The following is a 13941-nucleotide window of genomic DNA, read 5'->3' on the forward strand; positions in this document are numbered from 1 at the left end:
GCACCGGACACCCGCGATCACGGTCCTGTCAATCGAACCGTAAGGGGCTTTGCGCACACGAGTTTTTCGCGGCCTTCGTCAACTTGGAATAAGTCCAGATCACGCGGGAGAGCGCGACCCCGACCGCGGCGATTTGGCTTAGCCCATCGGCGACGTTGCAGCGCAACTGGCGGCCCCCTACCCTCCCCTTCAATTGTGCTGAAGACCTCGCTCCCGGCCTCCGCCGCGACGCCAAGAGGCAGGCCCGGGGAAGGACGCGCCGCATGGCGAACATGAAGAAGAACAAGGTCATCACCGCCGACGAGGCGATGGCATTGATCAATGACGGCGACGTCGTCACCACGACGGGCTTCGTGCAGAGCTGCATCCCGGAGCTGCTGCATGCGGCGCTCGAAAAGCGCTACGTCGAGACGGGCTCGCCCAAGGGGCTGACGCTGGTGATGACGGCGGGCGCGGGCGATTCCAAGGGGCTCGGCACCGGCCGGCTCCACCATGAAGGCCTGCTGTCGCGGGTGATCGCCGCCAATTTCGGGCGCATGCCTAAGGTCGCGCAGGCGGCGAAGGAAAACCGCATCCGCGGCTACAATCTTCCGCAGGGCGTCATCAGCCAGCTCTACCGCGCCTGCGCCGCCGGCCAGCCCGGCCTGTTCTCCAAGGTCGGGCTCCACACCTATGTCGACCCGCGCCATGGCGGCGGCCGCGTCAACACTCTGACCGACGAGGAGATCGTCAAGGTCGTCGAGGTCGATGGCGAGGAGTGGCTGTTCTACAAGGCGACCAAGATCGACGTCGCGTTCATCCGCGGCACCTCGGCGGACCCGTCCGGCAACATCACGATGGAGAAGGAGGCGCTCACCCTCGACTGCCTCGCCCAGGCGATGGCGGCCCGCAACAATGGCGGCGTGGTGATCGCGCAGGTCGAGCGCATCGTCGACGACGGCTTCCTGCTGCCGAAGGACGTCCGCATCCCCGGCATTCTGGTCGACTGCGTGGTGCTGGCCGAGGGCGAGATGCACCGCATGAACTACGGCGTGATGCACGATCCGGCGCTGTCGGGCCAGATCCGCGTGCCCGTCACCGGCATCGCCCGGATGAAGCTCGACGCCCGCAAGATCATCGCGCGCCGCGCAGCCTTCGAGCTGCCGCCGAACGGCGTCGTCAATCTCGGCGTCGGCGCGCCGGAAGGCATCTCCTCGATCGCCAACGAGGAGAAGGTCACGCCCTACATCACGCTCACCACCGAGGCCGGGGCCGTGGGCGGCGTGCTGGCCTCTGGCTCGAGCTTCGGCGCGGCCACCAACGCCGACTGCGTGATCGACCAGAACCAGATGTTCGACTTCTACGACGGCGGCGGGCTCGACATGACCTGCCTCGGCATGGCCGAGTGCGACGAGGCCGGCAACGTCAACACCTCGGCGTTCGGCGGCAAGCTCAATGGCTGCGGCGGCTTCATCAACATCAGCCAGAACGCCCGCACAGTGGTGTTCGCCGGCACCTTCACGGTCGGCGGGCTGGAGATTGCGATCGAGGACGGCAAGGTCCGGATCGTCCAGGAAGGCCGCTCGAAAAAGTTCATCAAGCAGGTCGAGCAGAACACCTTCTCGGGCCCGTTCGCGCAGGAGCGCCGCCAGCCGGTTATCTACGTCACCGAGCGCTGCGTCTTCCAGCTGACGCCTGAGGGGCTGGAGCTCATAGAGGTCGCGCCCGGGATCGACGTCGAGCGCGACATCCTCCCGCACATGGAGTTCCGGCCGATCATCCGCGAGCCGCGCGCGATGGACCCGCGGATCTTCCGCGACGAGCCGATGGAGCTGGTCAAGGACCTGCTCAACCTCAATCTCTGCGAGCGCGTGAGCTACGACGCCTCGCGCAACATCCTGTTCCTCAACCTCGAGGGGTTCCAGGTCCGCACCAAGGCGGACATCGACGACCTCCGCGAGGCGATCGTCGACGGCTGCCGGCAGGCGGGAAAACGCGTCAACTCGGTCGTCAATCACGACGGCTTCAAGATCTCCGAAGCGCTCTATGACGACTACGCCGAGATGATCGAGTATCTGATGGAGAACTGGTACGCGACCACGACGCGCTACGCCACCAACGGCTTCCTCCGCCTCAAGATGCAGGAGGCCCTGAAGAAGCGCGGCCTTGCGCCCCACGTCTTCGAGCGCAAGGAGGACGCCCACGCCTTCCTCGACCGGGCCGAAAAGGTCAACGCCGCCTTCGGCGAGACCGACGAGGACGACACGGTGGCGAGCGCAGCCTAAAGACCGCACGCAATCGACGATTGAGCCTTGCCGCTGCGACTTTGCCATCCGCGGTTCGAGTCCCTTATTAATCGCTCAAGCGCCCGGTGAAGGCGCAGCGAGTCGGGGGGCTCAGTTGAGGACGATCGCGTCGATCAGGGGAGTGTTCGCGGCGATCGCGCTGGCGGCGACCGCCATTTCGCCAGCCTCCGCCGGCGAGACTGAGGATGCGGAGGCCGAGCCCTCGATCCTCGACAGCGTGCCGGCGCTCGCCGGCGCCAAGCAATTTCGCGACGCGCTCGCCGAACGCGGCTTCCGATTCTCCGGCTTCTACTTCTCGGACCCGCGCGCCAATCTCCACGGCGGGATGCGCGAGGGCGCGACCTATAGCGGGCTGTTCAGCCTGGCGCTCGACGTCGATTTCGAGAAGGTCGCCAAGATCGAGGGCGGTCGGCTCCACGCCTCGATGTTCCAGATCCACGGCAAGGACGTCTCCGAGCGCTATGTCGGCAACATCCTGGCCGCGAACGACATCGGCGCGCGCCCGACGACCCGGCTGTTCGAGCTCTATTACGAGCAGCAGCTCGGCGAGCGCTTCGAGCTCCAGTTCGGCCAGATGGCGGCCGACGAGGAGTTCATGATCAGCGACTACGCCGAGACCTTCATCGGGGCGACGCTGGGCTGGGCGGCCGCGCCCTCAGAAAACCTGCCGCAGGAAGGCCCGGCCTATCCACTGGCCTCGCTCGGCGCGCAGGTGACCTGGAAGGCGACGGAGACCTTCACCCTGGTGGGCGCGATCTACAACTCGACGCCCGCAAATCCGGACGCGTTCGACCCGCAGAAGAACAATCCCCACGGTCTGAACTTCAGGCTCGGCGACCCGCCTCTCGTGATCCTCGAGGGCCGGTATCGCTACGAGGAGGGCCTGTTCGGCCTGCCCGGCGGGCTGAAATTCGGCGGCTATGCGCATTTCGGGACGTTCGACGACCTGAAGCGCGGGACTGACGGGCTCGTGCTGGGCTCCGCCGGCTCGAACGGAGAGCCGCGGCGCCTCAACGACAACCTCAACGTCTTCGCGATCCTCGACCAGCAGGTCTGGCGCATGCCTGGCGGGGACGAGGACGACGGCGTCGGGATCTTCGCCCGGGCCATTCTCGGCGGTGCCGACCGCAACACGATCAACGTCTATCTCGACGGCGGCGCAGTGGCGAAAGGTGTCGTCCCCGGCCGCCCGGCCGACGAGATCGGCCTCGCGGTCGCCTATGCTGGCTTTTCGCCGAAGCTCCGCGAGGCGGAGCGCGCCGCCTATCGCGCGGACGGAACGAGCGGCGCGCTGAGCCGGTACGAGGCCATCGTCGAGGCCACCTACAAGGCCGAGATCGTCCCCGGCCTCACCGTCCAGCCGACATTACAATATGTCATGCGTCCGAATGGCGGGCCGCCCGAAGACGGCGGCCGGCGCATCCCGAACGCCACGATCTTCGGCGTCACCACCGTCGTAACGTTCTGAGGCGCGTGCATCAGTCCACGACGTCGACGATGCGGCGATCGTGGTCGAGGATGTAGCGACGGTCGTTCAGCACCGTGTAGCCATAGTCGGAATCCGGCACGTCGTAGGTTTCGACGCTCTCGGGCAGCGTGTCGCCTACGACCACCCGGCGCTCATAGGCGATCGACGGACGGCGCTCCTCGACCACGTAGCGGCGCACGACGGCGGACGGGCGACGGACCACGACGTCCCGGTCCTCTTCGATGATCACTCGGCGCTCGCTCGGCTCGCGGACGATGACGCGGCGCTCGGCGGGCTCGCGGACGATGACGTCCTGGGCCACGACCGACGTCGCTCCGGTGACGGCGCCGAAGCCGACAAGCATGATCAAGGCGGTGCGCATGTGGACCTCTCAGTTTCCCTCGCGGTCCTAACGGACCTGCGAGCTCCGAAGTTCCATGGCGATGCGTATCTCCCGAATTGCGATCTCATCCCCTTCAGCGCGAGCGAAGTCCTAATCTGTCGCTCGGCCTGAGACGTCACTCCCAACGATACGCAAACCTTTCGACGGCGGAGCTGACAAGATGAACTTTCTTTGGAACCGCTCCGACTCCTGCCTCGTTACGCCGTCGAACAAACGCAATTCTGCCGCGGACGTGGCGTCCGCGCATTGCTGATCCGGAGGCCGTGATCATGGCGGAGGACAGAACCCCGGCGCTCGACCGGCATGTGCAAGAGCAACTCGGCGAGAAGCTGCGCGAGCGGCTCGTCGCGAACGAGCGTGAGCATATGCCGGCTCAGATCGAGTCGCTGATGGCCGCTCTTCGCGGCGTGGACGTCCATGCGGACCAACACGGCCGCTGAGACGCGAGTTCCGAGACGCTTCGGAAACCGACAAAGGTGATCGCCGCGGCGGTCACCTTTTTTCGTGCGATCCAGAAACGGGAGTCACCACGCCTCGTCGTCGTCCTCGGCCCAGCCATAGGGCTCGTCGAACACGATGCCGGCCCGCGGCCCGCGCTCCCGGTAATAGACATGGGGACCCGCCGGCTCTAGCTCGCGCACGAACAACCGGCGACGGACCACCACCTCTTCCTCATAGGGCTCGTCGACCACGATGCGGCTGCTCTCATAGCTGCGGCGCTCATAGGTCGAGTGGCGTTCGGCCAGATCGGCCGCGAAGGCGGGCGGCGCCGCGACGAGGGCGGCGAGAAGAGCGGCGATGCTTGCGCGCATGGACGTGCTCATTGCTCTGCCCCACACAAAACCTCGCCGACGCAAGGGTCGGCGTCAAGCGAAGGCGGACGTCACCATCCGCCCCGGCTGTAGCCCCAGCGATCTAGGCCGTAGAAGCCGCCATAGAGCTGGAAGGCGCGACGGTAGCCCTCGCGCACATAAACGCGCCGCTCGACGCGAGCGGGCGGCGCCGGGTCGACGAACGACTTTTTCAACAGGACGCCGTCCTCGTCCAGGACGGCGCCGGCGCGGCCGGCCATGCGGTCCACGACCACGGCGCGGCGTTCGTCGTTGATCGACGGCGCGGGGCCCCGCTCGTAATTCGAGAGCCGGCGCGGCTGGTCGGCCGCAAGCGCCGTGGAGAGCGGGATGGCGGCCGCGACGGCTGCGAGGACGGCGGTTCTAAGGCGCATGCCGATCACCGTGTTGTTAGCCGGTGATTAGGTCGCGCTTCCGCGCCCGCCGTCAAGGCGAAGACCCCCGCGCCTCAATCGGGCGCGCCCGGCAACTAATTGCTGTCGCTCGATCGCTTCGTCCGTTCCTCTGAAGTCAACAGGACGTGATGGAGGGCTCTGATGGCCCACGGACTTGAAAGCCTGACGGCGCCGGCGCCCTTCGACCCGGCCGACGCGCCCGTCGAGGCGACGGTCGCGCGCGGCGGGCGGGCGCTCGGCATGGCGTTCGCCGACGGCGCCCGGGAGAGCGTGCCGGCCGAGGCGATGCGCCTCGGCTGCCGCTGCGCCTGGTGCACCCGCGCGCGCGCCGACGGCCGCTTCCCCGAGCGCTTCGCGGACGCCGCGATCGTCGGCGTCGACCCGATCGGCGGCTACGCGGTCCATCTCGTCTTCGCCGACGGGCATGACCGCGGGATCTTTCCCTGGACCTATCTGCGCGCCCTCGCCCGCCAGAGCGAGACGGCTGCCGAGACCGCCGCGGCGGCCTGACACTCCCCGCATATCGAACGGGACGGAACACAGATGACCGACGCGACGACCGAAACCATCGAGGCCGACATCCTCGTCATCGGCGGCGGCACCGGCGGCCCGATGGCCGCCATCAAGGCCAAGGAGGCGAACCCGTCGCTCAAGGTCGTCCTGATGGAGAAGGCGAACGTCAAGCGCTCCGGCGCGATCTCCATGGGCATGGACGGGCTGAACAACGCCGTCGTGCCCGGCTACGCGACGCCCGAGCAGTATGTGAAGGAGATCACCGTCGCGAATGACGGCATCGTCCACCAGAAAGCCGTGATGGCCTACGCCACCGGCTCCTTCCCGATGATCCAGTACCTCGACAGGCTCGGGGTGAAGTTCGAGAAGGACGGCTCCGGCGAATACAACATGCGCAAGGTCCACCACATGGGGACCTATGTGCTGCCCATGCCGGAAGGCCACAACGTCAAGAAGGTGCTGTACCGGCAGCTCCGCCGCCTGCAGGTCGCCGTGACCAACCGCTACATGGCGACCAGGCTCCTGAAGGCCGCCGACGGGCGCATCGCCGGTGCGATCGGCGTCAACACGCGGACGTCGGAGTTCCTCGTGGTGCGCGCCAAGGCCGTGATCCTGGCCTGCGGCGCGGCCGGCCGGCTCGGCCTGCCGGCCTCCGGCTACATGTTCGGCACCTATGAGAACGCGGCGAATTGCGGCGACGGCTATGCGATGGCCTACCACGCCGGCGCCGAGCTCGCGAACCTCGAATGCTACCAGATCAACCCGTTGATCAAGGACTACAACGGCCCGTCCTGCGCCTATGTCACCGGACCGTTCGGCGGATACACGGCGAACAACAAGGGCCAGCGCTTCATCGAATGCGACTACTGGTCGGGCCAGATGATGCTCGAGTTCTGGCGCGAACTGCAGAGCGGCGCCGGGCCGGTCTTCCTCAAGATGGACCATCTCGCCGAGGAGACGATCTCCGAGATCGAGCAGATCCTGCACACCAATGAGCGGCCCTCGCGCGGCCGCTTCCACGAGAAGCGCGGCAACGACTACCGCAAGCGCCCGGTCGAAATGCACATCTCGGAGATCGGCTTCTGCTCGGGCCATTCGGCCTCGGGCGTGTGGGTCGACGAGAACGCCCGAACCACCATCCCGGGCCTCTACGCCGCCGGCGACATGGCGAGCGTGCCGCACAACTACATGCTGGGCGCCTTCGTGAATGGCGGGATCGCCGGCGCCGACGCAGCCTCGTACTGCGCCGACCTCGACCTCCCCGCCTTCGACGAAGGCGACCTCCTCGCCGAGCAGGAGCGCGTGCTCGCCCCGACCCGCCGCGCGGACGGCCTCACGCCGCACGAGATGGAGTTCAAGACCCGCCGGCTGGTGAACGACTATCTCGAGCCGCCCAAGGTGACGGCCAAGATGGAGATCGCCCAGCGTCGCTTCGCGGAGATTCGCGACGATCTCTCGGCGCTCTGCGCCCGCGATCCGCACGAGCTCCACCGCGCGCTCGAGATGCAGTCGATCCTCGATTGCGCCGACATGGCCGCGGCGGCCTCGCTCTACCGGACCGAGAGCCGCTGGGGCTTCTACCATCTGCGCGTCGACCACCCCGAGACCAACGACGAGGACTGGTACTGCCACACCATGCTGTTCAAGGACGCGGCCGGGCGGATGTCCCACCGCAAGCGCGAGGTCGCGCCTTACGTGGTGCCGGTCGAGGCGGAGGAGATGGCGGCCTACCACCAGCTCCGCGTGAAGGCCCCCCAGGCGGCCGAGTAAGGACACGACACGATGCCGATCATCACTCAGTCAAGCAGCGCCGCGGTCGTCATCGACGACGCCAAATGCATCGCCGAGAAGGGCTGCACCGTCTGCGTCGACGTCTGCCCGCTCGACATCCTGGCGATCGACGAGGGGCGCAAGAAGGCGTTCATGAAGTACGACGAGTGCTGGTACTGCATGCCCTGCGAGGCCGACTGCCCGACCGGCGCGGTCAAGGTCAACATCCCCTATCTGCTGCGCTGAGGGAGCCGGACCCATGCCCGTGTTCGACGCCTTCGACGACGATCTCGACGACCTGAAGGAGCGCGCCCAGGACCCTGACGCCGGCGTGCGCCGCGTCGCCATGATGGAGCTCGCCGAGCAGGTCGGCCCCGAGGCCGTGGTGCTGCTGCTCAAGGGCCTCGGCGATCCGGATCCGTCGGTGCGGGCCGCGGCCGCCAAGGCGCTCGACGAGCATGACGGCCCGGCGGTCGTCGAGGGCCTGGTCGGCTCGCTCGAGGACGCCGACGACGCGGTCCGCCACGCCGCCGCCGAGTCGCTCGCCGACAAGAAGGAGCCGGCCTGCGCGCCGCTGCTGATCGAGCGCGCCGAACATCCCGACCCCTTCGTCCAGGCGGCGGCGTTGCGGGCGCTGCGCGAACTCACCTTGCCCGACGCGCTCGCCGCGGCTCTGCGCGCCCTGCGGAGCCCCGCCCCGGAGGTCCGCCGCGAGGGCCTTGGCGTCATCGGCTATCTCAAGGCCGAGGAGGCGATGCCGGCGCTGATCGCGACCGCGTCCGACCCTGACGCGACGGTGAGACGCGCCACCATGGCGGCGCTGGTCTTCGTGCGGCCGGGCGGCCCCGGCGCGTCGACGCTGGTCGCCGGCCTCGGAGACGAGCATTGGCAGGTGCGCGAGGAGGCGGCTGCGTCCGCTGGCAAGATCCGGCTGCCGGAGGCGACCGTCGGCCTGATCGGCGCGCTCGACGACGGCGTCTGGCAGGTCCGCGCCAAGGCGGCGAATTCGCTGGGACGGCTGCGGGCCGAAAGCGCGGTCGACGCGCTCGGCGGGACGCTCGGCTCCGAGATCAGCAACCTCCGCAAGGAGGCGGCCGCGGCCCTCGGCGAGATCGCCGCGCCGCGCGCCCTCAACTGGCTCGAGCCGGCGGCCGAGGACCCGGACCCGGACGTCCGCAAGCTGATCCGCTGGGCGATCGGCCGCTGCCGCGAAGCGGTGTGACGCTGACGCCCTTCCATTCAGCTTGAGGTCGCCGTCATGCCCGGCGGAGCCGGGCATCCACGACTTTCCGGGACCATAGAGTTCCACGACCAAGTCGTGGATACCCGCGCTTTGCGCGGGCATGACTGCGTCGTGGCGGGCGCCAGACACTCTTTCTGCTTATCCTCCGACGCGCCGGCGTTTCGCCGGCGCGTTTTGCGTTTGGGCGGCGAAATCTCCGACTCATTCCCTTTGCCGATTGCCATTCCATAAAATCAGTATAATGAATAGAAAGCTTACTTGAGCGCCATTCGGGCGCTCCGACTGCCCGGCTTTCGGGCTTTGAATTAGAACCGTTCCGTGGTGCGCTGCACTGCACACAAAGGGTAGGAGGAGAGTATGGCGCCTCCATCGGCGGCGGTCGCATGGCCGCCCACAATGTCGGTCCAGCCCGCGGTCTCGAACCCGGCGCTCGCGCTTCTGCTGTCAGACGGCGAGGGTCAGACGGTCGCGCGGAGCGCCCAGCGGCAGCGGCCGTTGCTCGAAAGCCTGACCGAGGCGGAGAAGAAGTCGGTCCTGCAGCGCGGCCGCAAGCGCGTGCTCTATCGCGGCGCGACGCTGTTCAGCCAGGGATCGCCGCATGACGGCATCTATCTCATCGAGAGCGGCCGCATCCGCGTGTTCTACGCCGCGCCCTCGGGTCGCGAGATCACCCTCGCCTACTGGTATCCGGGCAACTTCGTCGGCGGGCCTGAGGTGTTCGGCGGCGGGCCGCATGTCTGGTCGGGGATGGCCGCGAGCAATTCAAGCGTGGTGCATCTGCCGGGCGGCGTCCTGCGTGACCTGGCGTCCGAGATCCCCGCGCTCGCCATCAGCCTGATCGACGGCCTCGTCTTCAAGGGCAAGTGCTACTCGACTATGGCCCAGATGCTCGGCACCCGCTCGATCACCGAGCGGCTGGCGCATCTCCTGCTGCATCTCGCCGATCTCTACGGCGTCCCCGAGGACGACGGCGTGCTAATCGCCGCGAGCTTCACACATGCGGACCTCGCCCATCTCGTCGGCGCGACGCGCCAATGGGTCACGATCAGCCTCCGGCGCCTCGCGGAGCGCGGCGTGGTCGAGGCCCGGCGGTCCGACATCCTCATCCGCCGGCCGGCTGCGCTGGCGCAGATGCGCAGCGGCAAGGACGCCTAAATGGCGGGCGCCCTGCCCGCCCCCTGCCGCGCACCGCGCCACGCCTGCTTTTTTGGCAACTAATCGACCGTCCCACCCGGTCTTCGTTTGAACGCGGCGCGGCCGGCTTCGATGATCCGAGCGTCGGATCTTCCGACGCAAGCGGTCGGATCGAAGCGAGGTGGCCATGCCGAAACTGAGAAACGTTCTCTCCGCGACGTCGCTTGCGGCTCTTGTCGCGGCCAGCCTCGCTCACGGCGCGCCGGCGCGCGCCGAGACCCTGACGATCGGGATCGGCACGCAGGACACCACCACCAACACGGTGACGACCGGCGCGGTGATCCGCGAGCTCAAGCTGCTCGAGAAGCATCTGCCGAAGGACGGCAAATACGCCGGCATCGACGTCAAGCTCGAATGGCAGAACTTCACCTCGGGCCCGCCTGTCACCAATGGCATGATGGCCGGCAAGCTGCAGTTCGGCGGGATGGGCGACTACCCGCTCGTCGTGAACGGCTACACGTTCCAGAACAATGCGGAGTCGAAGTCCCAGCTGATCGCGGTCGCGGCCTACAACCTCTATGGCTCGGGCAACGGCGTGGTGGTGCACAAGGACAGCCCCTACTACGCGCTTGAGGATTTGAAGGGCAAAACGCTGAGCGTCCCCTTCGGCTCGGCCGCGCACGGCATGGTCCTGAAGGCCATGCAGGACGCCAAGCTCCCGAAGGACTTCTTCACTCTGGTGAGCCAGAGCCCTGAGGTCGGCTCCACCAATCTGAAGGAGCAGAAGATCGACGCCCACGCCGACTTCGTGCCCTTCGCGGAGCTGCTGCCGTTCCGCGGCTTCGCGCGCAAGATCTTCGACGGGGTGCAGACCAATCTGCCGACCTGGCACGGCGTCGTGGTGCGGACCGACTTCGCCGAGAAATATCCGGAGCTCGTCGACGCCTATCTGCAGGCGGCGCTCGACGCCGCCGCATGGGTCAGGGAAGACCCCAAGCGCGCCGCCGAGATGATCTCGAAATGGACCGGCACCGACAAGGAAGTGGTCTACGTCTTCCTCGGCCCGGGCGGCATCATGACGGTCGACCCGACCCTCAAGAAGCCGCTGATCGACGCCGCCAAGGTCGACGTCAAGGTCCTGCAGGACATGGGCCGGATGAAGGAGTTCGACGTCGACCCCTGGGTCAATGACGGCTATCTGCGCGCGGCCTTCAAGAAGCGCGGCCTCGACTACGACGCCCAGTTGGCCTCAACGGCGAATTTCGAGGTCAAGGGCGAGGACCGCTTCTGCAAGACCGAGATCAAGGAGCCGCGCAAGGCGGGCGAGATCTGGGTCAAGGACGGCGACATCCTGCCCTTCTCCAGCGCCTCGTGCACGCTCGGCGCCTATCGCGACTTCCAGTCGAAGGGCACGGCGATGAACGTCGCCTATGTGTTCGACACCGCGAAGGGCATCAAGCTGTTCGCCGACAAGGCGTTCTACGTCTCGGGCGAGAAGAGCGAGCTCGCGCCCTTCATGCTGAAGAGCGACGCCGAAGCCTATGCGGCGAAGTCCGGCGGCAAGGTGCTGGCCTTCGAAGACGCCATCGCCGCGGCGACGAAGGGCTGAGCCGATGGCGAGCGCAGCCGCCCCCGCCGCCGCCCCTGCCCGGCCAGAGCTTCCGCAGGCGCCCCCCGTCGCAGGCAGCGCCCGGACCCGGCGCCTCGGGTTGCGAGGAGCCGTCTCGGGGCTGCCTGTCCGGCCGGCCCTGGTCGGCTTCGTCTCGCTCGCGCTGTTCGTGATGGCCTGGCACCTGCTGACGACCTACCGCGTCAATGTCTATGTGCGCTTCGCCAATGTCCCCTCGCCCGCCGACGTGTTGGCGAGCGCCGAGACGGCGTTCCTGAGCGGGACGTTCTTCGAGCATGTCGGCATGAGCTGCCGGCGCATCCTGTTCGGCTTCCTGATCGCGGCCGCGGTCGCGGTCCCGCTCGGCCTGCTGATGGGCCGTTTCCGGCTGCTGCGCGAGGCGGTGTTTCCGGTGTCCGAGGTGCTGCGGCCGATCCCGGCGATCGCCTGGGTGCCAATGGCGATCATGCTGTGGCCGACGAACGAGCAGTCGATCGTGTTCATCACATTTCTCGGCTCGTTTTTCCCCATTTTGCTCAACACGCTGCACGGCATGTCGACTGTCGACCCCGTTCTGGTGCGCGCCGCCCGCTCGCTCGGCGCGAGCGAGGCCGCGACGTTCCGCGAAGTCTATCTGCCCGCGACGCTGCCGCAGATCTTCACCGGCCTCACCGTCGGCATGGGCGTCGCCTGGGTTTCGCTGATCGCCGCCGAGATGATCTCGGGCCAGTTCGGCATCGGTTACTTCACCTGGGAGGCCTATAGCCTCGTCCAGTATTCCGACATCGCGCTCGGCATGATCGCGATCGGCGTGCTGGGCCTCGCCTCGAGTTTCGCGATCCGCCTGATCGGCCGGCTCGCCATGCCCTGGAGCGCCGCCCGATGACCGTCGTCTCCCTGAAGCGCGCCGACGAGCCGCGCCCCGCCGTCCAGAACCGGCTCGGGAAGATCGAGATCGAGGATTTCGGCCTCAGATATGAGACCGCCAACGGCCCGGTCGACGCGGTCTCGGGCGTCTCTCTGACGGTCGAGCCTGGCGAGTTCGTCTCGATCATTGGACCGTCTGGCTGCGGAAAGTCCACAATGCTGAACGCGCTGGCGGGCTTCCTTAAGCCGACCTCCGGCGCGGTGCTGGTCGACGGCAGGCCCGTCGAAGGCCCCGGCGCAGACCGCGGGATGATCTTCCAGCAATACTCGCTGTTTCCCTGGATGACTGTCGTCCAGAACGTCGAGTTCGGGCTCAAGATGAAGGGGCTCCACCGCTCCGAGCGCCGCCGCCAGGCCCGCACTTTGCTCGGCCTCGCGGGCCTCTCGCAGTTCGAGAACCACTATCCGGACGGGCTTTCGGGCGGGATGAAGCAGCGCGTCGGCATCGTGCGGGCGCTCGCCACCGGCCCCCGCATCCTGCTGCTCGACGAGCCGTTCGGCGCGCTCGACGCGCAGACGCGGCTGATCATGCAGCAGATCCTCACCAATATGTGGCAGCGGCTGAAGATCTCGGTGCTGTTCGTGACCCACGACATCGACGAGGCGGTGTTCCTGTCGGACCGCGTCTACGTCATGACGGCGCGCCCCGGCGCCATCAAGGCCGAGGTCGCGGTGCCGCTGCCGCGGCCGCGCGAGCATGCGCTCATCATGTCGTCGGAGTTCTTGGCGCTCAGGCGCGGGCTGATGTCGCTGATCCGCGAGGAGAGTCTCAAGGCCATGGGCGGCGAGATCAACGCCGACGCCCTGAAGGGGCTGGCGGCGAATTTCGACGGCCACGACATCGCCAAGGCGCTCTAGCGCCCGCGTCCCAAACCCGCTTTCGAGGACGGCCGACGATGACCTATGTCGTCACGGAAAACTGCATCCGCTGCAAGTATATGGACTGCGTCGAGGTCTGCCCGGTCGACTGCTTCTACATGGGCGAGACCATGCTGGTCATCGCGCCCGACGAATGCATCGACTGCGGCGTCTGCGAGCCCGAATGCCCCGCCGAGGCGATCAAGCCCGACACAGAGCCGGGCCTCGAAGGCTGGCTCGCGCTCAATGCGAAATACGCCGCGCTCTGGCCGAACGTGTCTGAGAAATCCGACCCGCCGCCGGACGCCGCGGACTGGGACGGCGCGCCCGGCAAGCTCCAGGCCGCGTTCGGCCATGCCGACCCGGCGGCCGCGTGAACCGCATCCCCTCAACCGACCCGACCAAGCCAAGGCGCGACGAGCGATGAGCAAATATCTCGAGGAGCGCGTGACGCATGTGCGTCACTGGACCGACACGCTGTTCTC

At 67.4% G+C, this 13941-nt stretch carries 15 protein-coding genes; 12 read left to right on the forward strand and 3 right to left on the reverse strand.

All coding sequences use genetic code 11. From position 1 onward, the window contains the following. Nucleotides 1–272 precede the first annotated feature (272 nt). Nucleotides 273–2264, forward strand: a complete 1992-nt coding sequence (locus EK403_RS18950) for an acyl CoA:acetate/3-ketoacid CoA transferase (RefSeq protein ID WP_128779042.1) — start codon at nt 273–275, stop codon at nt 2262–2264. Between the two features lie 115 nt (nt 2265–2379). Continuing rightward, a complete protein-coding gene (locus tag EK403_RS18955) occupies nt 2380–3753 on the forward strand; it encodes a carbohydrate porin (RefSeq protein ID WP_128779028.1) in 1374 nt (457 codons plus the stop codon). A gap of 10 nt (nt 3754–3763) precedes the next feature. Here EK403_RS18955 and EK403_RS18960 read toward each other — a convergent pair whose 3' ends face one another. Further along, entirely contained in the window at nt 3764–4135 is a 372-nt protein-coding gene (locus tag EK403_RS18960) for a DUF1236 domain-containing protein (protein ID WP_128779029.1), read from the reverse strand. A 290-nt stretch (nt 4136–4425) separates the two neighbouring features. Here EK403_RS18960 and EK403_RS22530 point away from each other — a divergent pair, with 290 nt between their 5' ends. Next, complete coding sequence (locus tag EK403_RS22530) at nt 4426–4596, forward strand: hypothetical protein (RefSeq protein ID WP_164919678.1); 171 nt, start codon at nt 4426–4428, stop codon at nt 4594–4596. Between the two features lie 84 nt (nt 4597–4680). Here EK403_RS22530 and EK403_RS18965 read toward each other — a convergent pair whose 3' ends face one another. Both EK403_RS18965 and EK403_RS18970 read right to left on the reverse strand, forming a co-directional pair. Further along, complete coding sequence (locus EK403_RS18965) at nt 4681–4968, reverse strand: hypothetical protein (RefSeq protein WP_128779030.1); 288 nt, start codon at nt 4966–4968, stop codon at nt 4681–4683. 71 nt (nt 4969–5039) lie between these two features. Next, on the reverse strand, nt 5040–5381 hold the full coding sequence (locus tag EK403_RS18970; RefSeq protein ID WP_128779031.1) for a hypothetical protein: 342 nt from the start codon (nt 5379–5381) through the stop codon (nt 5040–5042). A gap of 162 nt (nt 5382–5543) precedes the next feature. Between EK403_RS18970 and EK403_RS18975 the strand changes: the two genes are divergently transcribed. The 9 genes from EK403_RS18975 to fdxA all read left to right on the forward strand — a co-directional run bounded on the left by EK403_RS18975 (nt 5544) and on the right by fdxA (nt 13833). Further along, nucleotides 5544–5912, forward strand: a complete 369-nt coding sequence (locus EK403_RS18975; RefSeq protein WP_128779032.1) for a DUF971 domain-containing protein — start codon at nt 5544–5546, stop codon at nt 5910–5912. Nucleotides 5913–5945: 33 nt separating this feature from the next. Beyond that, nucleotides 5946–7685, forward strand: a complete 1740-nt coding sequence (locus EK403_RS18980; protein WP_128779033.1) for a fumarate reductase/succinate dehydrogenase flavoprotein subunit — start codon at nt 5946–5948, stop codon at nt 7683–7685. 12 nt (nt 7686–7697) lie between these two features. Further along, entirely contained in the window at nt 7698–7931 is a 234-nt protein-coding gene (locus tag EK403_RS18985) for a 4Fe-4S dicluster domain-containing protein (protein WP_128779034.1), read from the forward strand. 13 nt (nt 7932–7944) lie between these two features. Further along, the gene (locus EK403_RS18990; protein WP_128779035.1) at nt 7945–8907 is read left to right on the forward strand and encodes a HEAT repeat domain-containing protein; all 963 of its coding nucleotides are present in this window, start codon (nt 7945–7947) and stop codon (nt 8905–8907) included. A 378-nt stretch (nt 8908–9285) separates the two neighbouring features. After that, complete coding sequence (locus EK403_RS18995; RefSeq protein ID WP_164919679.1) at nt 9286–10083, forward strand: Crp/Fnr family transcriptional regulator; 798 nt, start codon at nt 9286–9288, stop codon at nt 10081–10083. Between the two features lie 166 nt (nt 10084–10249). Next, complete coding sequence (locus EK403_RS19000) at nt 10250–11671, forward strand: ABC transporter substrate-binding protein (protein WP_128779036.1); 1422 nt, start codon at nt 10250–10252, stop codon at nt 11669–11671. Between the two features lie 4 nt (nt 11672–11675). After that, the gene (locus tag EK403_RS19005; RefSeq protein ID WP_128779037.1) at nt 11676–12557 is read left to right on the forward strand and encodes an ABC transporter permease; all 882 of its coding nucleotides are present in this window, start codon (nt 11676–11678) and stop codon (nt 12555–12557) included. Further along, complete coding sequence (locus EK403_RS19010; RefSeq protein WP_128779038.1) at nt 12554–13456, forward strand: ABC transporter ATP-binding protein; 903 nt, start codon at nt 12554–12556, stop codon at nt 13454–13456. Before EK403_RS19005 ends, EK403_RS19010 begins: the two co-directional genes overlap by 4 nt. Nucleotides 13457–13494: 38 nt before the next feature. After that, entirely contained in the window at nt 13495–13833 is a 339-nt protein-coding gene (gene fdxA / locus EK403_RS19015) for a ferredoxin FdxA (protein WP_128779039.1), read from the forward strand. Nucleotides 13834–13941 lie beyond the last annotated feature (108 nt).

It is taken from the genome of Hansschlegelia zhihuaiae (genome assembly GCF_004103825.1).
Taxonomy (GTDB): Bacteria; Pseudomonadota; Alphaproteobacteria; order Rhizobiales; family Methylopilaceae; genus Methylopila; species Methylopila zhihuaiae.